This is a genomic window from Agromyces mediolanus, assembly GCF_014648575.1.
In the GTDB taxonomy this organism is placed as follows: Bacteria; Actinomycetota; Actinomycetes; order Actinomycetales; family Microbacteriaceae; genus Agromyces; species Agromyces mediolanus.
Genome location: NZ_BMRJ01000005.1, coordinates 1 through 22382, shown reverse-complemented (window position 1 = coordinate 22382; position 22382 = coordinate 1). Strand labels below are relative to the sequence as shown.

The 22382-nt window shown below is 69.6% G+C and carries 19 protein-coding genes; 10 read left to right on the top strand and 9 right to left on the bottom strand.

Annotated elements, in window-relative coordinates; all coding sequences use genetic code 11:
• Together IEY71_RS16050 and IEY71_RS16045 are read left to right on the top strand one after the other, a co-directional pair.
• Positions 1-1229: Mur ligase family protein (locus IEY71_RS16050; protein WP_189086392.1), on the top strand; the 1229-nt coding region annotated here is incomplete at its 5' end.
• Positions 1226-1966, top strand: a complete 741-nt coding sequence (locus IEY71_RS16045; RefSeq protein WP_189086391.1) for a type 1 glutamine amidotransferase — start codon at positions 1226-1228, stop codon at positions 1964-1966. The genes IEY71_RS16050 and IEY71_RS16045, both read left to right, overlap by 4 nt.
• Before the next feature lie 51 nt (positions 1967-2017).
• Here IEY71_RS16045 and IEY71_RS16040 read toward each other — a convergent pair whose 3' ends face one another.
• Positions 2018-2251 carry a DUF7455 domain-containing protein gene (locus IEY71_RS16040; RefSeq protein ID WP_189086390.1) on the bottom strand — a complete coding sequence of 78 codons (234 nt, stop codon included), beginning with the start codon at positions 2249-2251 and terminating at the stop codon, positions 2018-2020.
• Positions 2252-2396: 145 nt separating this feature from the next.
• Here IEY71_RS16040 and IEY71_RS16035 point away from each other — a divergent pair, with 145 nt between their 5' ends.
• A complete protein-coding gene (locus IEY71_RS16035) occupies positions 2397-4475 on the top strand; it encodes a DNA gyrase/topoisomerase IV subunit B (protein WP_189086389.1) in 2079 nt (692 codons plus the stop codon).
• Between the two features lie 78 nt (positions 4476-4553).
• Here the strand turns inward: IEY71_RS16035 and IEY71_RS16030 are convergent, their stop codons facing one another.
• Complete coding sequence (locus tag IEY71_RS16030) at positions 4554-7025, bottom strand: DNA gyrase/topoisomerase IV subunit A (protein WP_189086388.1); 2472 nt, start codon at positions 7023-7025, stop codon at positions 4554-4556.
• Between the two features lie 72 nt (positions 7026-7097).
• Here IEY71_RS16030 and IEY71_RS16025 point away from each other — a divergent pair, with 72 nt between their 5' ends.
• Complete coding sequence (locus tag IEY71_RS16025) at positions 7098-8246, top strand: alkaline phosphatase family protein (protein WP_229781805.1); 1149 nt, start codon at positions 7098-7100, stop codon at positions 8244-8246.
• A gap of 68 nt (positions 8247-8314) precedes the next feature.
• On the opposite strand, the gene IEY71_RS16020 is transcribed toward IEY71_RS16025, so the two are convergent.
• Positions 8315-8896 (bottom strand): DUF3043 domain-containing protein, encoded by a 582-nt coding sequence (locus IEY71_RS16020; protein WP_189086387.1) that lies wholly within the window; start codon positions 8894-8896, stop codon positions 8315-8317.
• Between the two features lie 38 nt (positions 8897-8934).
• Between IEY71_RS16020 and IEY71_RS16015 the strand changes: the two genes are divergently transcribed.
• From IEY71_RS16015 to IEY71_RS15995, 5 genes are all read left to right on the top strand, one after another.
• Positions 8935-10353 (top strand): dipeptidase, encoded by a 1419-nt coding sequence (locus tag IEY71_RS16015; protein ID WP_189086386.1) that lies wholly within the window; start codon positions 8935-8937, stop codon positions 10351-10353.
• Positions 10354-10485: 132 nt separating this feature from the next.
• The gene (gene erpA / locus IEY71_RS16010; RefSeq protein ID WP_189086385.1) at positions 10486-10836 is read left to right on the top strand and encodes an iron-sulfur cluster insertion protein ErpA; all 351 of its coding nucleotides are present in this window, start codon (positions 10486-10488) and stop codon (positions 10834-10836) included.
• A gap of 202 nt (positions 10837-11038) precedes the next feature.
• Positions 11039-11941 carry an aa3-type cytochrome oxidase subunit II gene (ctaC, locus tag IEY71_RS16005; RefSeq protein ID WP_189086384.1) on the top strand — a complete coding sequence of 301 codons (903 nt, stop codon included), beginning with the start codon at positions 11039-11041 and terminating at the stop codon, positions 11939-11941.
• The gene (gene ctaD / locus IEY71_RS16000; protein WP_189086383.1) at positions 11938-13674 is read left to right on the top strand and encodes an aa3-type cytochrome oxidase subunit I; all 1737 of its coding nucleotides are present in this window, start codon (positions 11938-11940) and stop codon (positions 13672-13674) included. Before ctaC ends, ctaD begins: the two co-directional genes overlap by 4 nt.
• Positions 13674-14102: a cytochrome c oxidase subunit 4 gene (locus tag IEY71_RS15995; protein ID WP_189086382.1), complete on the top strand. Its 429-nt coding sequence runs from the start codon at positions 13674-13676 to the stop codon at positions 14100-14102. Before ctaD ends, IEY71_RS15995 begins: the two co-directional genes overlap by 1 nt.
• Positions 14103-14232: 130 nt before the next feature.
• On the opposite strand, the gene IEY71_RS15990 is transcribed toward IEY71_RS15995, so the two are convergent.
• Genes IEY71_RS15990 through ctaE form a run of 5 tightly spaced genes read right to left on the bottom strand, consistent with a single transcriptional unit; the run spans position 14233 to position 19325 of the window.
• Positions 14233-15126 (bottom strand): methyltransferase domain-containing protein, encoded by an 894-nt coding sequence (locus IEY71_RS15990; RefSeq protein ID WP_229781804.1) that lies wholly within the window; start codon positions 15124-15126, stop codon positions 14233-14235.
• Between the two features lie 47 nt (positions 15127-15173).
• The gene (qcrB, locus tag IEY71_RS15985) at positions 15174-16778 is read right to left on the bottom strand and encodes a cytochrome bc1 complex cytochrome b subunit (protein WP_189086380.1); all 1605 of its coding nucleotides are present in this window, start codon (positions 16776-16778) and stop codon (positions 15174-15176) included.
• Positions 16775-17845, bottom strand: coding sequence for a cytochrome bc1 complex Rieske iron-sulfur subunit (gene qcrA / locus IEY71_RS15980; protein ID WP_189086379.1), 1071 nt, complete (start codon positions 17843-17845; stop codon positions 16775-16777). Before qcrA ends, qcrB begins: the two co-directional genes overlap by 4 nt.
• A gap of 38 nt (positions 17846-17883) precedes the next feature.
• Positions 17884-18675: a cytochrome bc1 complex diheme cytochrome c subunit gene (gene qcrC, locus IEY71_RS15975; RefSeq protein WP_189086378.1), complete on the bottom strand. Its 792-nt coding sequence runs from the start codon at positions 18673-18675 to the stop codon at positions 17884-17886.
• Between the two features lie 47 nt (positions 18676-18722).
• Positions 18723-19325 carry an aa3-type cytochrome oxidase subunit III gene (gene ctaE / locus IEY71_RS15970; RefSeq protein WP_189086519.1) on the bottom strand — a complete coding sequence of 201 codons (603 nt, stop codon included), beginning with the start codon at positions 19323-19325 and terminating at the stop codon, positions 18723-18725.
• Between the two features lie 173 nt (positions 19326-19498).
• Between ctaE and trpD the strand changes: the two genes are divergently transcribed.
• Positions 19499-20551, top strand: coding sequence for an anthranilate phosphoribosyltransferase (gene trpD / locus IEY71_RS15965; RefSeq protein WP_189086377.1), 1053 nt, complete (start codon positions 19499-19501; stop codon positions 20549-20551).
• Positions 20552-20638: 87 nt separating this feature from the next.
• Here the strand turns inward: trpD and glpK are convergent, their stop codons facing one another.
• Positions 20639-22153, bottom strand: coding sequence for a glycerol kinase GlpK (gene glpK / locus IEY71_RS15960; RefSeq protein WP_189086376.1), 1515 nt, complete (start codon positions 22151-22153; stop codon positions 20639-20641).
• Positions 22154-22382 lie beyond the last annotated feature (229 nt).

Sequence of the window (22382 nt, the reverse complement as noted above, 5' to 3'; positions counted from 1 at the left end):
GCAAGCTCGTTCGGATCGCCGCCCGGCTGAGGAAGCCGGGCGGCGGCTCCGCGATCCCGGGGCTGATCGTCAACCGCATCGCGCCCAGGTACCTCAAGCGCACGCTGTCGGGCTTCCCGCAGGGGCTCGTCGTCGTCTCCGGATCGAGCGGCAAGTCCACGACGACGAAGATGCTCGTCGCGATCCTCCGCGCCCACGAGGTCTCGATCTTCACGAACCCGTCCACCGCGAACATCAGCCAGGGGCTCACCTCCGCGCTTCTCGAGCAGGCGGATTGGCGCGGCCGGGTTCCCGGCGACGTCGCGGTGCTCGAGATGGACGAGGGCCACGGCGCGCTCGTCATGCAGGGCGTCGATGCGAGGGTCGTGGCGCTCACGAACGTCATGGTCGATCAGATCGACCGCTTCCACGATTCGGAGATGGTCGCCGGGATGCTGGCGCGGATCGCCGCACGTGCCGGCGAAGCCGTCGTGCTGAACGCCGACGACGCCTACCTCGAGCGGCTCGCCGCACGGGTCGCGCCCGGGGTCGCGGTGCGACGCTTCGGCGTCTCGGCCGAGGTCCTCGCCGCCGCACCGCGCGGGCTCGGCAACACCGAGACGAGCGAGGCGCGCCTCGATCCGGCCGAGGGCGTCGTCGTGGCCCGAGTCGACGGTGCATCGGCGGTGCTCCTCGACGGAGGCGTCGAGCGTCCGATCGGCTTGCCTGCCCGAGGCATCCACTACGCGGTCGACGCGGCCGCCGCCTACGCGACGGCGCGCGCGGTGCTCGGCGAGCGCTTCTCACCCGAGACCGCGTCGGCGGCGCTGTCGAGCATCCCCCCGGTGTTCGGCCGTGGCGAGCGGGTGCGCATCCGCGAGCAGGACGTGGACTTCGTGCTCGTGCAGAATCCCGCGAGCTACCAGCTGAACATCGATGCGATCCCTGCGGGCACCGAGCAGATCCTCTTCGCGATCGGCTCGGACGTGCGCGACCCCTCGTACTTCTGGCCGGTCGACGCGTCCTCGCTCGGCCGGGTCTCCATCGTCAGCGGCTCGAAGGCGGCCGAGGCCGCACTGATGCTCGCCTACGACGGCGTCGCGATCGACCGGGTCGAGCCCGAGCTCGGCCGCGCGCTCGACGACTTCCTGGCCGCGCCGGCACCGGGCAACGGGGTGAAGACGATCGTCTTCACGGCCGACTCGATGCGCAGGACCCGGGCCCACCTCGGACTCACGGAGGCGGAATGACCTTCACGATCGTCTCCCTGCTGCCCGGCACGCAGAACACGAACGGCGACGCGCAGAACGCGACCGTGCTCGAGACGCGGGCGGAGTGGGCCGGCATCGCCGCCCGCACCGTCCTGGTCGAGCGCGCGTCGGAGCTGCCGGGCGAGATCGACGCGATCGTGCTCGGCTCGGGCAGCGACGCCTCGCTCGAGCGCAGCCGCGATGCGCTGCGCACGATGCACGACGAACTCCGCCGCTGGGGCACCGAGGGCATCCCGATCCTCGCCGTCGGCACGGGCTGGGAGCTGCTCAGCTGGGGCGTCGAGCACCGCGACGGCAGCTCGCTCGAGGGGCTCGGCATCCTGCCGGGGCGCGCCGTCCCGCGCGACGGTCGAGTGACCGGCGACATCGTCGTCAGCACGCCGCGCTTCGGGCAGCTCGTGGGCTTCGAGAACCACGCCCGCGCCTACGTCGGCGCCGAAGCCTCGCCGCTCGGGCGACTGCGGGCCGGTGAGGGCAACGGGCGCGACTCGGGCCAGGAGGGCGTCATCATGGGTTCCGTGATCGGCACCCATCTGCACGGGCCGGTGCTCGCGAAGAACCCGGCCTTCGCCGACGCGCTGCTTCGGATCATGGCCGAGCGCCGCGGCATCGGCTATGCGCCGGGGGAGCGTGCCGTCACCGTCGACGCCTACGCCGCAGCCGCCCGCGCCGCGCAGCTCCGCGCCGCCGGCCTCGACGTCGAGTCCTCGGCCTGAACGACGAAACGCCCCGGCCGGAGCCGGGGCGTTTCGCGAAGTCGGTCGGACTCAGTCGCGAGCGTCGACGAGGAGCCGGTCGGACTCGTCGTGCCAGCTCTGCGCGATCTGCGAGAGCTTCTCCTGGTGCTTGCGGCCGTGGTGGGCGCAGAACAGGAGCTCGCCGTTCGCGACGACCACGCGGATGTACGCCTGGGCGCCGCATGCGTCGCATCGATCGAGCGCGGTGAGCTCGTAGGTACGCTCGACGTCGACCGCATCGTTCGCCTCGGTCTGCTGGGTCATAGCTCCTCCTTCGTTCACGCGCTGACTTCCGTGTTCATCAATCAAAACACGGGGCGCGCGGGGTTCCTTCCGTATCGCCGGGCATTTCGCTGAGAGCGCAGTGGCTGCGCAGCACTGTCGGTCCCGGTCACTAGGCTTGACCGACGTGAGCTCCGATTACTCCGCCCGCCATCTCTCCGTGCTCGAGGGCCTCGAGGCCGTGCGCAAGCGACCCGGCATGTACATCGGGTCGACCGACTCCCGAGGGCTCATGCACTGCCTGTGGGAGATCATCGACAACTCGGTCGACGAGGCGCTCGCCGGCCACGGCCGTGAGATCGAGGTGGTGCTGCACGCCGACGAGAGCGTCGAGGTGCGCGACCAGGCGCGAGGCATTCCGATCGACGTCGAGCCCAAGACGGGGCTCACGGGCGTCGAGGTGGTGTTCACGAAGCTCCACGCGGGCGGCAAGTTCGGCTCCGGCTCGTACGCCGCCTCGGGCGGTCTGCACGGCGTCGGCGCGTCGGTCGTCAACGCGCTCTCCTCGCGCCTCGACGTCGAGGTCGACCGCGACGGCAAGACCTGGGCGATGTCGTTCCACCGGGGCGAGCCGGGTCGCTTCGCAGACGGGGGCACGCCCTCTCCCGACGCCCCGTTCACCCCCTTCGAGCAGTCGAGCTCACTCGACGCCGTCGGCAAGGTGAAGAAGGGCGTCACCGGCACGCGCGTGCGCTACTGGGCCGACCCGCAGATCTTCACGAAGGGCGCGAGCTTCCAGATCGAGGAGCTCCTCGGTCGCGCCCGGCAGACCGCCTTCCTCGTGCCCGGCCTCGGGCTCACTGTCGTCGACGAGCGCGGCGAGGCGCCCGAGACGCACCGCTTCCACTTCGAGGGCGGCATCTCCGAGTTCGTCGAGCACCTCGCCACCGACGGGCCGGTCACCGAGATCTGGCGGCTGACGGGCGAGGGGCGCTTCACCGAGACGGTGCCGGTGCTCTCCGAGGGCGGGGCGATGATCCCGACCGAGGTCGAGCGCAGCTGCGAGGTCGACGTCGCGCTGCGCTGGGGCACCGGCTACGACACGGTCGTCCGCAGCTTCGTGAACATCATCGCCACGCCGAAGGGCGGCACCCACCTCGCCGGCTTCGAGCAGGGCCTGCTGAAGCTGCTCCGCTCGCAGGTCGAGCAGAACGCCCGGCGGCTCAAGGTCGGCAACGACAAGCTCGAGAAGGACGACATCCTCGCCGGCCTCACCGCGGTGCTCACCGTGCGCCTGCCTGAGCCGCAGTTCGAGGGCCAGACGAAGGAGATCCTCGGCACGCCCGCCGTGCGCGCCATCGTCTCCTCGGTCATCACCAAGCAACTCGGCGAGCGCTTCGCCTCGACGAAGCGCGACGACAAGGCCCAGACCTCGCTCGTGCTCGAGAAGATCGTCTCCGAGATGAAGGCGCGCATCTCGGCGCGCACGCACAAAGAGACCCAGCGCCGCAAGAACGCGCTCGAGAGCTCCTCGCTGCCGGCGAAGCTCGCCGACTGCCGCTCGAGCGACGTCGCGCAGAGCGAGCTGTTCATCGTCGAGGGCGACTCCGCGCTCGGCACCGCGAAGCTCGCGCGCGACAGCGAGCACCAGGCGCTGCTGCCGATCCGGGGCAAGATCCTGAACGTGCAGAAGGCCTCCGTGGCCGACATGCTCGGCAACGCCGAGTGCGCGGCGATCATCCAGACGATCGGCGCCGGCTCGGGTCGCACCTTCGACCTCTCGGCCGCCCGCTACGGCAAGGTCATCATCATGAGCGACGCCGACGTCGACGGCGCGCACATCCGCACGCTGCTGCTCACCCTCTTCTTCCGCTACATGCGGCCCATGATCGAAGAGGGACGGGTGTTCGCCGCGGTGCCGCCGCTGCACCGCATCGTCGTGCAGAACCCGGGCTCGAAGCCGAACGAGACGATCTACACCTACTCCGAGGCCGAGCTGAACGGCGTGCTCGCGACGCTCAAGCGGCAGAACAAGAAATACCAGGACCCGATTCAGCGCTACAAGGGCCTCGGCGAGATGGATGCCGAGCAGCTCGCGTCCACCACGATGGACCGCCAGCACCGTACGCTCCGCCGGGTGAACCTCGCCGATGCCGAGAACGCCGGGCGCGTGTTCGAGCTGCTGATGGGCAACGAGGTCGCGCCGCGCAAGGAGTTCATCGTCGACAGCGCCACGGGCCTCAGCCGCGAGCGTATCGACGCCTGAACCCGCTCACGCGCCCGCGCTCGAACCCGAGCCCGGGCGCTGCAGGCGGTCCGGCGCGCGCCCGAGGCACCGGGCGGCTCAGCCGATCCGGCGGCCCACGGCGCTGACGACCGCGTCGAGCTGCACGCCGGAGGCGTCGCGCTTCGCCCCGGCCTCGGGCAGGGCGCGCACCGAGCCGTCGGCGCCGAGGGCGTACGCCGGCTCGGGCCCGGCCCACGCGACCGTGAGGGCGTCCTGCCCCTTCAGGAAGCGCTGCGCGCGCACGCCGCCCGTCGCCCGCCCCTTGCCGGGGAACTCGTCGAACGTCGACACCTTCGCGGCACCCGGGTCGGCGCCGAGCAGCGTGTCGCTCGTCGCCGCGATCGTGACGACGACCGTCGACTCGAGCTCGGCCGGCGTGAGCGCGGTGAACGAGAGCACCCGTGCGCCGGCCGACAGCTTCATGCCGGCCATGCCGCCGGCGGGGCAGCCCTGCGGGCGCACCGAGGACGCGGGGAAGTGCAGCAGCTGCGCGTCGCTCGCGATGAAGACGAGCTCGGCGTCGTCACCGCTCTGCACCGCGCCGACGACCTCGTCGCCGGGCTTCAGCGAGATCACCTCGAAGTCGGGACGGTTCGAATACCCGCCGGGCGCCACGCGCTTCACGATGCCCTGCTTCGTGCCGAGCGCGATCGGCTGCTCGCTCGTGAGCGACACGATCGCGAGCACGCGCTCGGCGCGGTCGCTGAGCGCGAGGTAGTCGGCGATGCGGACGCCGGCACCCAGCTGCACGGAGTTCGCCGGCAGGGTGGGCAGGTCGAGCGGCGAGAAGCGGACGAGGCGTCCCTTCGAGGTGATCGCCCCGATCTCGGTGCGGCTCGTGGTGTCGAGCGTCGAGGCCACGGCGTCGTGCTTGCTGCGTCGGGCGGGCACGGTGATCGCGAGGATGTCCTCGCCCTCCGGGCGGTCGACGCGGGCGATGCGGCCGGTCACGCTCAGGAAGACGCGGCACGGCACGTCGGCGTGCTCGAGCGAGGCGGCGACGGCCTTGCGCGAGGCCCCGGCGGGGAGGGCCTTCGCCTCGGTGAGGAGGGTGCGCCGCGGGGTGCCGTAGAGCTCGGCGACCTGCTCGAGCTCCTCGGAGACGAGCGCCCGGATGCGGGCCTCGCTGCCGAGCAGTTCCTCGAGCTCGGCGATCTCGGCCTGCAGCTTGTCGCGCTCGGCCTCGAGCTCGATGCGGGAGAACTTGGTGAGCCGGCGCAGGCGCAGCTCGAGGATGTACTCGGCCTGCAGCTGGCTGAGGTCGAAGACGTCCTGCAGGCGGTGCCGGGCCTGGTCGGTGTCGTCGCTCGTGCGGATGACCTGGATGACCTCGTCGATGTCGAGGATCGCGATGAGCAGGCCTTCGACGAGGTGCAGCCGTTCGCGACGGCGGGCGAGGCGGAACTCGCTGCGCCGGGTGACCACGCGGATGCGGTGCCCGATGTAGACGAGCAGCAGCTCTCGGAGGCCGAGCGTCTGCGGCTGGCCGTCGACGAGGGCGACGTTGTTGATGTTGAACGAGTCCTCGAGCGGGGTGAGCCGGTAGAGCTGCTCGAGCACCGCCTGCGGGTTGAAGCCGGTCTTGATGCCGATGACGAGCCGCATTCCGCGCTTGCGGTCGGTGAGGTCGGTGACGTCGGAGATGCCCGTGATCTTCTTGGCGTTGACGCCGTCCTTGATCTTCTCGATGACCTTCTCGGGGCCCACGAGGTAGGGGAGCTCGGTGACGACGAGGCCCGCCTTGCGGGCGGTGAGCTGCTCCACGCTGACCCGTGCGCGGGTCTTGAACGAGCCGCGGCCGGTGGCGTAGGCGTCGCGGATGCCGGCGAGGCCGACGATGGTGCCGCCGGAGGGGAAGTCGGGGCCGGGCACGAACTCCATGAGCTCGTCGAGGCCGGCGTCGGGGTGTTCGAGCAGATGGCGGGCGGCGTGCACGACCTCGACGAGATTGTGCGGCGCCATGTTCGTCGCCATGCCGACCGCGATGCCGCTCGCGCCGTTCACCAACAGGTTCGGGATGGCGGCGGGCAGCACCTCGGGCTGCTGGTGGCTGTTGTCGTAGTTCGGGACGAAGTCGACGACATCCTCGTCGAGGCTCTCGGTCATCGACATCGCCGGGGGAGCGAGGCGCGCCTCGGTGTAGCGAGCGGCGGCCGGGCCGTCGTCGAGCGAGCCGAAGTTGCCGTGCCCGTCGACGAGCGGGACCCGCAGGGTGAACGGCTGGGCGAGGCGCACCAGGGCGTCGTAGATCGCCGAGTCGCCGTGCGGGTGCAGCTTGCCCATGACCTCGCCGACGACGCGGGCCGACTTCACGTGCCCGCGGTCGGGCCGCAGGCCCATGTCGCTCATCATGTAGAGGATGCGCCGCTGCACGGGCTTCATGCCGTCGCGGGCGTCGGGAAGGGCGCGCGAGTAGATGACCGAGTACGCGTACTCGAGGAAGGACCCCTGCATCTCGGCGGCGACGTCGACGTCTTCGATGCGCTCGGCGATGGGCGGCTGCTCGGGGTCGTGGGGTGCTCGGGTCATCCGTCAATCTCGGTCGAGGCGCTCGCGCGCGAGGCAACTGGGGCGCGCCCGGCCTGTGTCAGACTGGGCGCGATGCCTGCCATGCTACCGGTGCCCGACGACACGACCCCGCGGCTTGCCGGGGTGCTGGCGAGTTCGCTCGCGGCCGTCTCCGGGGGCGGGGGCGGGTTCGATCTGCCGCCCGTGCGCTCCGCGCTCGTCCTCCTCGTCGACGGCCTCGGCGCGGCGAACCTGCAGGCGCGCGCCGGCCACGCGCGATTCCTCGCCGGACGGATGGCGAAGCGCGACGTGATCCGCACCGTCTTCCCCTCGACGACGGCCGCCGCCATCGCCTCGTTCGCGACCGGGGTCATGCCTGGCGAGCACGGCCTGGTCGGCTATCGCACGCTCGAACCCTCGCGCGACGTGCTGGCGAACCAGCTGAACGGCTGGGAGCACGGACAGCTCCCCGCCGACTGGCAGCGCAGCGCGACCCTCTTCGAACGCGCCGGTGAGCTCGGCGTCCGCCCGATCGCGGTCGGCGCCCCGCGGTACGCCACGAGCGGGTACACCCGGGCGGTGCTGCGCGGTGCGGAGTACCGCTCGGGCACGAGCATCGCCGAACGCTTCGCCGCGGCGCTCGGGGCGGTCGCCGCGCCCGAGCCCTCGCTCGTCTACCTCTACGTGCCCGAGCTCGATCAGATCGCGCACGCCCACGGCTGGGAGTCGGACCGCTGGCTCGCCGCGCTCGAGGAGCTCGACGCCGAGGCATCCGCGCTGGCCGCCCGTCTGCCGCGCGACGTCGGCATGCTCGTGACCGCCGACCACGGCGTGATCGACGTGCCGGAGCACCGCCACGTGCACATCGACGCACGGCCCGCCCTGCTCGACGGGGTGCGGCACATCGGGGGAGAGCCCCGCTGCCTGGCGCTCTGGTTCGACCCCACCTTTCCCGGCACCGAGCGGGAGCGGGTCGCCGGGCTCTGGCGGGAGGCCGAGGAGAAGCGCGCCTGGGTGCTCACCCGGGACGAGGCGATCGACGCCGGGCTGTTCGGCGCCCGCGTCGACGACGCCGTGCGCCCCCGCATCGGCGATCTGCTCGTCGCCGCCCGCGCGGGCGTGGCCTACTACGACGCCCGCGAGGCGAATCGTGCACCGGAACGGATGATCGGCCAGCACGGATCGCTGAGCGACGAGGAGACGCGCATTCCGCTCATCCGCCTCGGCGCGTTCGCCCGCTGAGCCGGACGCGCCCTCGCCCGGAAACGCCGCAGGGCCCCGCCGTGGAGGCGGGGCCCTGCGGCTGCGGGTCAGGCGGGGTACTGGCCGCGCTTGACCTGGGGCTTCGGGAGTCGCAGCGGACGCAGCTGCAGCGCGCGCATCGCCGCGTACCAGCGCACGCGCTCGGCCTTGTCGCCGTACTTCGCCCGGAGCTTCTTCGTCAGCAGGTAGCCGAGGAGGATGCAGTCGAGGACGGCGACGGCGAAGAACGCCCAGAGCACGAGGATGCTGATCGCCTGCACCTCGGCGCTCGGCACGAAGGTCAGGATGATGACCAGGAACATCACCGGGATCAGGATCTCGCCGATGCTGAAGCGGGCGTCGACGTAGTCGCGCACGAACTTCTTCTGCGGTCCGCGATCACGGGCGGGAAGGTACTTGTCGTCGCCCATCGCCATGCCGACGCGGGCGCGCTCGCGCGCCTCCGCGGCCTTGGCGCGGGCCTGCTTCGCCGCTTCCTTGCGGTCGGATGGCACGAGCGGCCGCTTGCGCGCGGCCTCCTGCTCGGCACGGGTCGGGGTGGGGACGCCTTTGCCGCCGCTCTTCAGACGCTCCTGCGTCTCCTCGAGCGTCTCGGTCGACGTCTGCTCGGTCTTCTGCTGCTTGGCCACTGGATTCCTCGAATCGGTTCACCTTTAAGATTACCGGCATGACCGACCCCACGAACCACGCATCCGCCGAGCCCACGACGCCGAACGCGGACGCGATCCGAGCCGCCGTCGATTCGGCCTTCCCCGGCGTCGTCGCCGAACTCGGCCGACTCGTCCGGATCCCTTCCGTCTCCTGGCCGGCCTTCGACCCCGCGCACGTCGCGGAGAGCGCGGAGGCCGTGGCGGAGCTGCTGCGCGGGACGGGGGTGTTCGAGCTCGTCGAGATCCGCCGCGCGCCGGTCGAGGACGGCTCGGAGCTCGGCCAGCCCGCGATCGTGGCTCGTCGCGCCGCACGCAACGGGCGCCCCACGGTGCTGCTCTACGCGCACCACGACGTGCAGCCGCCCGGCAAGGACGAGGACTGGGACACGCCGCCGTTCGAGCCGACCCAGCGCGGCGACCGCCTGCACGGGCGCGGCGCCGCCGACGACAAGGCGGGCGTCATGGCGCACATCGGCGCGATCCGGGCGTTCGCCGAGGCATCCGGCGACTTCGACCTCGGCCTCTCGGTCTTCATCGAGGGGGAGGAGGAGTGGGCCTCCCGCTCCTTCGGCAACTTCCTGCGCGAGAACCGCGAGCTCCTCGAGGCCGACGCGATCATCGTCGCCGACTCGGGCAACTGGGACATCGACACCCCCGCGATCACGGTCGCGCTCCGCGGCGCCGTCGCGTTCAACCTCCGCGTCGAGACGCTCGCGCACGCCTCGCACTCCGGCATGTTCGGCGGGGCCGTCCCCGACGCGATGCTCGCCGCGATCCGGATGCTCGGGACGATGTGGGATGCCGAGGGCGCCGTCGCCGTCGAGGGCCTCACGAGTGCGCAGCTCGACATCCCCGCCTACGACGAGGCGCAGCTGCGCGCCGAGGCCGGGCTCCTCGAGGGCGTCAGCCCGATCGGGCGCGGCTCGATCCTCGACCGCATCTGGGCCCAGCCGGCGATCACCGTCACCGGGATCGACGCGCCGGACGTCGCCAACGCTTCGAACACGCTGATCCCGTCGCTGCGGGTCCGCATCAGCGCCCGCATCGCGCCGGGGCAGGACGCCGGGGAGGCCTTCGAGGCCCTCCGCGCCCATCTCGAGGCGAACGCGCCGTTCGGGGCGAAGCTCGGCTTCGAGGACGTCGACCGCGGGCAGGCGTTCCTCGTGGACACGAGCGGCTGGGCGGTCGCGGAGACCCGGGCGGCGATGGCCGAGGCGTGGGGCAAGCCCGCCGTGGACACGGGGGTCGGCGGCTCGATCCCGTTCATCGCCGAGCTCGTCGAGGAGTTCCCGGGCGCGCAGATCCTCGTCACGGGCGTCGAGGACCCCGACTCGCGCGCGCACAGCCCGAACGAGTCGCTGCACCTCGGCGTCTTCAAGCGCGCCCTGCTGAGCGAGGCGCTGCTGTTCGGCCGCCTGAACGCCCGCGGGGCCTGACCCGCTCCCGGCCCGCGGCGGGCGCCCCGCCGCGTCGCTCGACCGCGGGCCGGGGAATATCCGGCATTCAGCCGACGCTCTACGGAGTGGACGTACAATCGTCGTCAGAACGGCGAGATCACGAGGAGTGACATGAGCGAGACCATCACCGAGACCACGCACGGCGTCAAGCTGAGCGAGCCCGCGGCCGACAAGGTGCGCAGCCTCCTCACGCAGGAGGGTCGCGACGACCTCCGGCTGCGCGTGGCGGTGCAGCCCGGCGGGTGCTCCGGCCTGATCTACCAGCTCTACTTCGACGAGCGCATGCTCGACGGCGACGCGGTCGTCGACTTCGAGGGCGTCGAGGTCATCGTCGACAAGATGAGCGTCCCCTACCTCGACGGCTCGACCATCGACTTCGAGGACACGATCCAGAAGCAGGGCTTCACGATCGACAACCCGAACGCGCAGGGAAGCTGCGCCTGCGGCGACTCGTTCCACTGATCCGCCCGAGAAAACTCGCTCCGAGGGAGACCGCTTCGCGGTCTCCCTCGCGTGTTTTTTCGCAGATCCACTTGGAAATCGTCGCGATTGCGATCGCGACATCCGGGTCGAGTGCACACCCGGGCCGCGGAGTCGGAGTAGGCTAGACAGCGATCACCGCGCTTCCCTGTGAAGCGCCTTCGAGTCTCCCGAAAGGTCTCCGGTGCGCAACAATCGCCGACTCCGATGGGCTGCAGTTCCGATCGCAGCGACGCTCACTCTTGTCCTCGCCGGGTGCACCCAGGCGCAGCTGAACGGATTCCTCCCCGGATTCATCGAGGGCGAGTCGCCCGCGACCAATCACACGGAGCGCGTCTCGGGTCTGTGGGTCACCTCCTGGATCGTGCTCCTCGTCGTGGGTGTGATCACGTGGGGCCTCACGATCTGGGCGGTCATCGCCTACCGTCGCCGCAAGGGTCAGACCGGTCTGCCCGTCCAGCTGCGGTACAACATGCCGATCGAGGTGTTCTACACGATCGTGCCGCTCATCCTCGTGCTGGGCTTCTTCGCCTTCACGGCGCGTGACCAGGCCGAGATCGAGAAGCGGTTCACCGCCGACGAGGTCGACGTCAAGGTCGAGGTCATCGCCAAGCAGTGGGCCTGGGACTTCAACTACGTCAACGAAGACGTGTACTCGCCCGGCATCCAGGCGCAGCTCGACGCGAGCGGCCCCGCCGGCTCGGTCGACCAGGCCGCACTGCCGACGCTCTACCTGCCGGTGGGCGCCAACGTCGAGCTCGAGCTCGAGTCGCGCGACGTCATCCACTCCTTCTGGGTCGTCGACTTCCTCTACAAGAAGGACATGTACCCGGGCAAGACGAACTACATGTCGTTCGTCCCCGAGCGCGAGGGCACCTACGCCGGCAAGTGCGCCGAGCTCTGCGGCGAGTACCACTCGCTCATGCTCTTCAACGTCGAGGTCGTCTCGCAGGCCGAGTACGACGACTACATCCAGTCGCTCCGCGACGCCGGCCAGGAGGGCCAGCTGTCGAACGAGTACGACCGGAACCTGAACCTGCCCGGCACGGGCGCGCCCGAACTGAAAGAGGAGCACGAAGCCGAATGAGCACCACGACCGCACCGGCTCGACCGCAGTCGTCGAGCCTGCCGTTCGGCGCTTCGAAGGTGGAGCGCAAGGGGAACATCCTCGTCAAGTGGATCACCTCGACCGACCACAAGGTCATCGGGTACATGTACCTGATCACCTCGTTCATCTACTTCTGCATCGGCGGCGTGATGGCGCTGATCATCCGCGCCCAGCTGTTCGAGCCGGGCCTGGAGATCATCCAGACGCGTGAGCAGTACAACCAGCTGTTCACGATGCACGGCACGATCATGCTGCTGATGTTCGCCACCCCGCTCTTCGCGGGCTTCGCGAACGTGCTCATGCCGCTGCAGATCGGCGCCCCCGACGTGGCGTTCCCGCGTCTGAACGCCTTCGCCTACTGGCTGTTCAACTTCGGTTCGCTGATGGCGGTCGCCGGCTTCTTCACCCCGCAGGGTGCGGCCTCGTTCGGCTGGTTCGCCTATCAGCCGCTCGCCTCGACGACGTTCTCGCCGGGCGTCGGCGGCAACCTGTGGATGCTGGGCCTCGGCCTCTCCGGCTTCGGCACGATCCTCGGTGCGGTGAACTTCATCACGACGATCGTCACGATGCGCGCGCCCGGCATGACCATGTTCCGCATGCCGATCTTCACCTGGAACACGCTCGTCACCTCGATCCTCATCCTGATGGCGTTCCCGGTCCTCGCCGCGGCGATCCTCGCCGCCGGTGCCGACCGCGTCTTCGGCGCGCACATCTACGACCCGGCCAACGGCGGTGTCATCCTCTGGCAGCACCTGTTCTGGTTCTTCGGACACCCGGAGGTGTACATCATCGCGCTGCCGTTCTTCGGCATCGTGTCGGAGATCTTCCCGGTGTTCAGCCGGAAGCCGATCTTCGGGTACAAGACCCTGATCTACGCGACGATCGCGATCGCGGCCCTCTCGGTCACCGTCTGGGCGCACCACATGTACGTCACCGGCTCCGTGCTGCTGCCGTTCTTCGCGCTGATGACCATGCTGATCGCCGTCCCCACGGGCGTGAAGATCTTCAACTGGGTCGGCACGATGTGGCGGGGCTCGATCACCTTCGAGACGCCGCTCATCTGGTCGCTCGGCTTCCTGATCACCTTCGTGTTCGGTGGCCTCACCGGGGTCATCCTCGCGTCGCCGCCGCTCGACTTCCACGTCTCCGACACGTACTTCGTCGTGGCGCACTTCCACTACGTCGTGTTCGGCACGGTCGTGTTCGCGATGTTCGCGGGCTTCTACTTCTGGTGGCCCAAGTGGACCGGCAAGATGCTCAACGAGACCCTGGGCAAGTGGCACTTCTGGCTGCTGTTCATCGGCTTCCACACCACGTTCCTGGTGCAGCACTGGCTCGGCGTCGTGGCCATGCCCCGTCGGTACTACTCGTACCTGCCCGAGGACAACATCACCTGGATGAACCAGCTGTCGACCATCGGCGCCGGCATCCTGGCGATCTCGCTCATCCCGTTCTTCCTCAACGTGTACGTCACGGCGCGGAAGGCTCCGAAGGTCACGGTCAACGACCCGTGGGGCTACGGCGGATCGCTCGAGTGGGCCACCAGCTGCCCGCCGCCGCGGCACAACTTCACGTCGATCCCGCGCATCCGTTCGGAGCGCCCGGCGTTCGACCTCAACCACCCGGAGGCGGGCGTGCCCGTCGGCATCGGACCCGCGAAGGACGCCCCTGAGGCGCCGGTGTACGACGCCGCCAAGGAGGAGATCAAGTAATGCGCGCGAATGTCATCCTCTTCTGGATCCTCGCGGTCTTCCTCGCGATCATCGCGGCCGTCTATGGCGTGTGGACCGCTGCGAGCGGCATCGAGGTGAACGGCGGCCCCGAGTGGGCCGGCATGATCGCCATCGCACTCGCCGCCATCCTGTCCGCGTTCATCGCGTTCTACCTGGGACGCGTGCACAAGGCGCAGGGCGCTGAGCTCCCCGAGGACCGCCTCGACGCCAACATCGACGACGGCGACCCCGAGCTGGGCTTCTTCAGCCCGTGGAGCTGGTGGCCGATCGTGCTCGCGGGCGCCGCGGCGCTGGGCTTCCTCGGCCTCGCGGTCGGCTTCTGGATCTCGTTCATCGCGGTCCCGCTCGTGCTGATCTCGCTCGTCGGCTGGGTCTACGAGTACTACCGGGGCAACTTCGCCCGCTGACGCATCGCGTTTCGAACGGCCCGGCATCCGAATGGATGCCGGGCCGTTCCGCGTATGTGCGCGAGCGTGAGCGGCGGCGGCATACGGCAGGGCAGGCCGCTCGTGCGGGGCGGCCGACCGCTGGCCGGCGTCACTCGCGAGCTGCGCCGGCTCCGGCATCATCGCCGACCGCCTCGAACACGAGCAGGTCGACCGCCAGGGTGATGGCGTCCGGGAGCTCCTGAGCGCCCGCTCCGGGCTCAGCGGCCCGATGATGGGCAGACGGGCCCATCGCGACGATGGCCGCGGCGAGAGCGCCGTCAGCGGCGGCGTCCTGATCGAGGACGAAGCGCGCATCGACGGACCGCGCGGTGTGGAGCGCGAAGCTCGGAGCGAGCTCGTCGACGAGCGCGGCCGCCTTGCCTTCGGGGATGGTCAGCACGCGACCATCGGCGCGGAGTTCCCGCAGGTGCTCCGGTCGGGGCACCACGACGAGCAGCAGCCCGCCCGGGCGCAGGATGCGCCGGAACTCGCGCGCGTTGCGCGGCGCGAAGACGTCGAGCACGACGTCGATCGATGCGTCGCGGACCGGCAGCGGCTGCCAGGTGTCGGCGACGAGGCCGTCGACGGAGTCCGGCCGACGGCGGACGGTTCGCACGACCGCGGCGGGGGAGAGGTCCATCGCGAGCACCCGAGGTGTCGTGCCGTTCGATCCGGACAGCGCCTCGAGCGCGAGCGTCGTGTAGTGGCCCGTGCCGCAGCCGGCGTCGAGCACGCGCGGCGCGGGACCCGGCGCTGAGCCCCGCAGTACGCTCGTGAGCTCGTGCTTGAGCGGATCGAAGAAGCCGGTGTCGTGCACGAGGTCGCGGGCGTCGAGCATCGCCGCATCGTCGCCGCGGAGACCGGCGGAGGGCGCGCCGATCGCCGTGAGGTAGCCGCGCTTGTTCGCGTCGAAGGAATGCCCGTTCGGGCAGCGCAGCTGCAGCGGGGGGAGCGCCTCGAGCGGCGACGCGAAACAGCTCGGGCACCGCAGCCACTCAGACATGGTCTGAATGGTCATGCGGTGCCCGAGCTGATGCTGAGCGGGTCGGCTCAGTGGTGCTCGCCGTGACCGGCCTCGAGCTCGCCCTTCGTGACCGGGGCGATCCGGTCCTCGAAGAACCAGCGCGACATGCCGGCGCGGAGGCGCTGACCGAAGGTGATCTTGCCGCGCGAGTTCGGGCGCAGCATGAGCGGCTCGTAGGTCTCGAAGCTGACCAGGCGCCAGCGCTCGTACTCGTCGAGCGGCTCGTGCACCTCGATGAACTCGCCACCGGGGAGCTTCACGATGCGGCCGGACTCGAAGCCGTGCAGCACGATCTCGCGGTCCTTCTTCTGCAGGGCGATGCAGACGCGCTTCGTGATGAAGTACGCCACGAACGGCCCGAGGATGACCACGGCCTGGAGCGCGTGGATCACGCCCTCCATGGTCAGCGAGAAGTGCGTCGCGAGGAGGTCGGAGCTCGCCGCGGCCCAGAGGCCCGCGTAGAACGTGACGCCGGCAGCGCCGATCGCGGTGCGGGTCGGGGCGTTGCGGGGACGGTCGGCGATGTGGTGCTCGCGCTTGTCGCCCTTCACCCAGGCCTCGATGAACGGGTACATCAGGGCGAGGACGATGAACACGCCGATCGCGATGATGGGCACCAGGATGTTGAAGGACCAGGTGCGGTCGAGCCAGACGAACTCCCAGCCCGGCGGGATGAGTCGCAGGGCGCCGTCGGCGAAGCCGATGTACCAGTCGGGCTGGGTACCGGCGGAGACGGGCGAGGGGTCGTACGGGCCGTAGTTCCAGATCGGGTTGATCGTGAACAGCGACGCGATGAGCGCCAGCACACCGAAGACGATGAAGAAGAAGCCGCCGGCCTTGGCCGCGTACACCGGGAGGATGGGCGGGCCGACCGCGTTGCCCGGGGTCTTGCCGGGGCCTGCGTACTGCGTGTGCTTGTGCACGACCACGAACACGAGGTGCAGTGCCACGAAGGCGACCACGAGTGCGGGCAGCAGCAGGATGTGCAGCGTGTAGAGGCGTCCGACGATGTCGGTGCCCGGGAACTCGCCGCCGAACAGCAGGAACGACATCCACGTGCCGACCAGGGGGAAGCCCTTGATCATGCCGTTGATGATCGCGAGGCCGTTGCCCGAGAGCAGGTCGTCGGGGAGCGAGTAGCCGGTGAAGCCCTCGGCCATGGCCAGGATGAACAGCACGAAGCCGATCACCCAGTTGAGCTCGCGCGGCTTGCGGAACGCACCCGTGAAGAAGATGCGCAGCATGTGCAGGCCGATGGCCGCCACGAACAGCAGGGCCGCCCAGTGGTGCATCTGGCGGACGAAGAGGCCGCCGCGGATGTCGAAGGAGATGTCGAGCGTCGACGCCATGGCGACCGACATCTCGACGCCCTTCAGCGGCACGTACGAGCCGTTGTAGTGCACCTCGGCCATGGAGGCCTGGAAGAAGAAGGTCAGGAACGTGCCCGAGATGAGCACGACCACGAAGGCGAAGAGCGCGACCTCACCGAGCAGGAACGACCAGTGGTCGGGGAAGGCCTTGCGGCCGAGCTCCTTGACGAAGCCCGCGATGCTCGTGCGTTCGTTGACGTAGACGGACGCCGCCGCGGTGAACGACCGCTTCTGCGGGGCGTTGGTGGTTGCGGTGCTCAATGACGCTCCCAGAAGCTCGGGCCGACAGGTTCGGTGAAGTCGCTCTGCGCGATGAGGTAGCCCTCGTCGTCGACGGCGATCGGCAGCTGCGGCAGCGGCCGCTTGGCCGGGCCGAAGATGACCTCGCAGTGGTTCGACACGTCGAACTGCGACTGGTGGCAGGGGCACAGCAGGTGGTGGGTGTGCTGCTCGTAGAGCGCCACCGGGCAGCCGACGTGCGTGCAGATCTTCGAGTACGCGACGATGCCGTCGTACGACCAGTCCTTGCGCTCGGGGAGCTCATTGAGGTCCTTCGGGTCGAGACGCATCAGCAGGACGGCGGCCTTCGCCTTCTCGTCGAGCTTGCCGTGCTCGAGGTCCTGGAGGCCCTCGGGGATGACGTGGAACGCACTGCCCATCGTGACGTCGGACGCCTTGATCGGGGCGCCGGAGGGGTCGAGCGCGAGGCGCGTGCCCTTCTTCCACATCGTGTGGCTGAGCAGCTCGATCGGGTTCTGGTCCTGCGGGGCGAGCCCGCGGAACAGCACGACGGCCGGGAGCGGGAAGACGAGGAGCGCGCCGATGAGGCTGTTCCGGATCACGGCGCGGCGGGAGAAGCCCGACTCGCGGTCGGCGTCCTGGAACACCTTGACCGCGGCGGCCTGCGTCTCGGGCGAGCCGCCGATCGGGTGGCGCTCGTCGACGAGCTCGACGTCGTACATGAGCGACTTCGCCCAGTGCACGGCGCCGAAGCCGATGCCGAGCAGGGCGAGCGTCGCGCCGAGGCCGATGAAGAGGTTGTTCAGCCGGACGTCGCCGACGTTGTTCGACTCCATCGGGAAGAGCATGTACGCGGCGATCGCCCACACGCTGCCGACGATCGACAGGTAGAAGAGCGTGTACACCGTGCGCTGGGCGCGCTTCTCGCGCTTCGGGTCCTCGTCGGTGACGCGCGGACGGTGGGGCGGGAAGCCCGGGTTCTCGAACGCATCCTGGGCGATGAGCGCGGTGCCCGGCGAAGCGGCGGGCGCGGCGTGCGACGAGTCGGCAGCGGCGATCTCCGTGCCGCTGTGGTCGTCCTGAGCCATGGTTCTCCTTTGTGAAGCTTCTTCGATGCCGGGGTGCGTCAGTTGGACTTGGCCGTGATCCACACGGTGATCGCGACCAGCGAGCCGAGACCGAAGATCCAGATGAACAGACCCTCTGCGACCGGGCCGATCGAGCCGAGCTCGAAGCCGCCGGGCGAGCGGTTGTCCTGCACGTACTTGAGGTACGTGATGATGTCGCGCTTGTCCTCGGGCGAGATGTTCATGTCGTTGAACACCGGCATGTTCTGCGGGCCGGTGACCATGGCCTCGTAGATGTGCACGCCCGAGACGTCCGTCAGCGGGGGAGCGAACTTGCCCTCGGTGAGCGCACCGCCCGCGCCGGCCACGTTGTGGCACATGGCGCAGTTGATGCGGAAGAGCTCCGCACCGTTCGCGGCGTCGCCGCCGCCGTTGGTGAGGTGGTCGGCGGGGATGTCCGGGCCGGGGCCGAGCGAGGCGACGTAGTAGGCGAGCTGCTTGACCTGCTCATCGGTGAACTGGACCGGCTTCTGCTGCGCCTGCGGGCCCTGCATCTGCATGGGCATGCGCCCCGTGCCGACCTGGAAGTCGACGGCGGCCGCGCCGACGCCGATGAGGCTCGGGCCCTCCGTGGTGCCCTGCGCCTCGAGGCCGTGGCAGGTGGCGCAGTTCGCCTGGAAGAGCTTCTTGCCCTCGTCGATCGTCTGCTGCGAGTTCGCGCTGGACTCGGCCTGGGCCGTGCCGGTGCTGAACGCCGCGTAGGCGCCGCCGGTGAAGACCAGACCCAGGGCGAGAAGTGCGACGGTGGCGAGCGGGTGCCGGCGGCCGGTGCGTCGCTTCTGGCGGTTCATAGGGCTCTTTCTGTTCTCGGACATACTGCGTCGGCGCTTCGGGATCATCACTTGAGCACGTAGATGACGAGGAAGAGGCCGATCCAGACCACATCGACGAAGTGCCAGTAGTAGGAGACGACGATGGCGCTCGTCGCCTCCTTGTGGCCGAAGTTCTTGACCGCGAAGACCCGGCCGATGACGAGCAGGAACGCGATGAGACCGCCGGTCACGTGGAGGCCGTGGAAGCCGGTGGTGAGGTAGAACGCCGAACCGTAGGCGTTCGAGTCGATGGCGATGCCCTCGCTGACGAGCTGGGCGTACTCCCAGATCTGGCCGGCGACGAACACCGCGCCCATGGCGTAGGTGAGGAAGAACCACTCGACCATGCCCCACTTGAGCGGGTTGTACCAGGCGCCGGTCATGTACGGCTGCATGCGCTCGGCGGCGAAGACGCCGAACTGGCACGTGAAGCTGGACAGCACGAGGATGATCGTGTTCGTCAGCGCGAACGGGAAGTTCAGGCGACCCGCCTCGAACGTCCAGAGCTCGGGCGAAGTCGACCGCAGCGTGAAGTAGATAGCGAAGAGGCCAGCGAAGAACATGACCTCGCTGCCGAGCCAGACGATCGTCCCCACCGCCACGGTGTTGGGCCGATTGATCACGGGCATGCTCGCCTGAGGAGTGATAGAGGTGCTCGTCACCCCTCCATTATGGCTGAAACCAGCGCTGAGTTTTCGTCAGGAGGGCAAGCCGTGTCCGTCCATTGAAGTAAGGTCACCCTCAGTTGCGCTGCGGGATCGCCGGGAATTCACCGTGAATCCGCGCCAGTAGGATCGAAGCCATGACGGCTCAACGCACCTGGCCCGCGATCATCAGCTCCCTCCTGGAGGGCGAGGACCTCAGCGTGTCGGACGCAGCGTGGTGCATGGAGCAGGTCATGACCGGCCAGGCGGGGGAGGCGCAGCTCGCGGGATTCCTCGTCGCGCTGCGGGTCAAGGGCGAGACCGTCGACGAGATCGTCGGCTTCCGGGACGCCATCCTCGAGCACGCGCTGCCGCTCCAGGTCGACCCCATGGCGCTCGACATCGTCGGCACCGGCGGCGATCGCTTCGGCACGGTCAACGTTTCGACGATGGCATCGGTCATCGCCGCGTCGGCCGGCGTCCCGGTGGTGAAGCACGGCAACCGCGCCGCGAGCAGCGCCTCGGGCTCGTCCGACGTGCTGGCCGCGCTCGGCATCGACCTCTCGCTGCCCGCCGAGCGCGTCGCCGAGGTGCTCGGCGAGTCCGGCATCACCTTCGCCTTCGCCGGCGCGTTCCATCCCGGGTTCCGGCACGCCGGCCCGGTGCGCTCGCAGCTCGGCGTGCCCACCGTGTTCAACTTCCTCGGCCCGCTCTGCAATCCGGCTCGGCCCGAGGCATCCGCGGTCGGCGTCGCGCACCTCGATCGCGTGCCTCTTATCGTCGGCGTGTTCCAGACGCGCGGGGCGACCGCCCTCGTGTTCCGCGGCGACGACGGCCTAGACGAACTCACGACGACGGGCCACTCGCACATCTGGGAGGTCTCGCGGGGCACGGTGAAGGAGCACGACCTCGACCCGCGCGATCTCGGTATCCCGCGCGCCGACATCAGCGCCCTGGTGGGCGGCGACGCGGCGCACAACGCGGAGATCGTGCACCGCGTGTTCGCGGGGGAGCGCGGCCCGATCCGCGACATCGTCGTGCTGAACGCCGCAGCGGGACTCGTCTCGTTCGAGTTGGCCAAGGACCCCGCCCAGGTGCAGCGCGCGATCATCGATCGCTTCCGGGACAAGATGGCGGTCGCCGAGGAGGCGATCGACTCCGGAGCCGCGGCGCGCAAGCTCGGCGAGTGGGTCGCGGCGACCCAGCGCTGAGCCGGTCGCGACCGGCGGACGCGAGGATGCCCCGCACGAGCGTGCGGGGCATCCGTCGTCCTTCCCGATCGCGCGGGGCGACCGCCGTCAGCGCACGTCCTCGTCGACCCAGTCGAGGGTCTTCGAGACGGCCTTCTTCCAGAGCCGCAGCTCGCGCTCGCGCTCCTCGGCGTCCATCTCCGGCTCCCAGCGGCGGTCCTCCTGCCAGTTGGCGCGGAGATCGTCGAGCCCCGACCAGAAGCCGACCGCGAGGCCCGCGGCGTAGGCCGCGCCGAGCGCGGTCGTCTCCGCGACCACCGGCCGCACCACGGGAACACCCAGGATGTCCGCCTGGAACTGCATGAGCGTGTTGTTCGCGATCATGCCGCCGTCCACTTTCAGCTCGCTGAGCTCGACCCCGGAGTCCGCGTTCACGGCGTCCAGCACCTCGCGGGTCTGGAAGGCGGTCGCCTCGAGCGCGGCGCGGGCGATGTGCCCCTTGTTGACGTACCGGGTGAGGCCGACGAGCGCGCCGCGGGCATCCGGTCGCCAGTAGGGGGCGAACAGGCCCGAGAACGCGGGCACGAAGTACGCACCGCCGTTGTCCTCGACGCTCTTGGCGAGCTCCTCGACCTCGGGTGCGCTGGAGATGAGGCCGAGGTTGTCGCGCAGCCACTGGATGAGCGAGCCGGTGACCGCGATCGAGCCCTCGAGCGCGTAGTGCGGTTCGTCGTCGCCGAGCTTGTACCCGAGCGTGGTGAGCAGCCCGTTCTTCGAGTGCACGATCTCGGTGCCCGTGTTGAAGATCAGGAAGTTGCCCGTGCCGTAGGTGTTCTTCGACTCGCCCGGGTCGAACGCCGCCTGGCCGAAGGTGGCCGCCTGCTGGTCGCCCAGGATGCCGGCCACCGGCACCTCGCGGAGGAGGCTCGACGGTTCGACGGTCCCGTAGACCTCGGACGAACTCTTGATCTCGGGGAGCATCGAGCGGGGCACGCCGAACGCCTCGAGGATGTCGTCGCGCCAGCTCAGCGTCTCGAGGTCCATGAAGAGGGTGCGGCTGGCGTTGGTGACATCGGTGGCGTGCACGCCACCGTCGGCACCGCCGGTGAGGTTCCACAGCACCCAGCAGTCGGTGGTGCCGAACAGCAGATCCCCGGCCTCGGCCTTCTCGCGGGCGCCTTCGACGTTCTCCAGGATCCAGACGATCTTCGTCCCCGAGAAGTAGGTGGCGAGCGGGAGCCCCACGTCCTGCTTGAAGCGCTCGACGCCGCCGTCCGCGGCGAGGCGGTCGACGATGCTCTGGGTGCGGGTGTCCTGCCAGACGATGGCGTTGTAGACGGGCTGTCCCGTGTTCTTGTCCCAGACGACGGCGGTCTCGCGCTGGTTGGTGATGCCGACCGCGGCGATGTCGTGGCGGGTCAGATCCGCTTTGCCGAGCGCCTGGCCGATGACCTCGCGGGTGTTGTTCCAGATCTCCATGGGGTCGTGCTCGACCCAGCCGGCCTTGGGGAAGATCTGCTCGTGCTCGAGCTGCCCGGTCGAGACGATCGAGCCGGACTTGTCGAAGATGATCGCCCGGGTGCTCGTGGTGCCCTGATCGATCGACAGGATGTAGTCGGCCATGGAATGGCTCCTCTCGCGTCCGCCCTCGGGCGGTCGCCGTCGTGGTGGTGCTGAGGTTCAGGCGGTCGGAACGACTCGGGGCCGCCCTCCGAGAGGACGGCCCCGAGGGGTTCAACCGAGGAGCGGCAGGGCGAAGATGGCCGCCCAGCCGGCGAGGACGCCGCCGATGATCGGGCCGACGACGGGCACCCAGGAGTAGCTCCAGTCGCTCGAGCCCTTGCCCTTGATG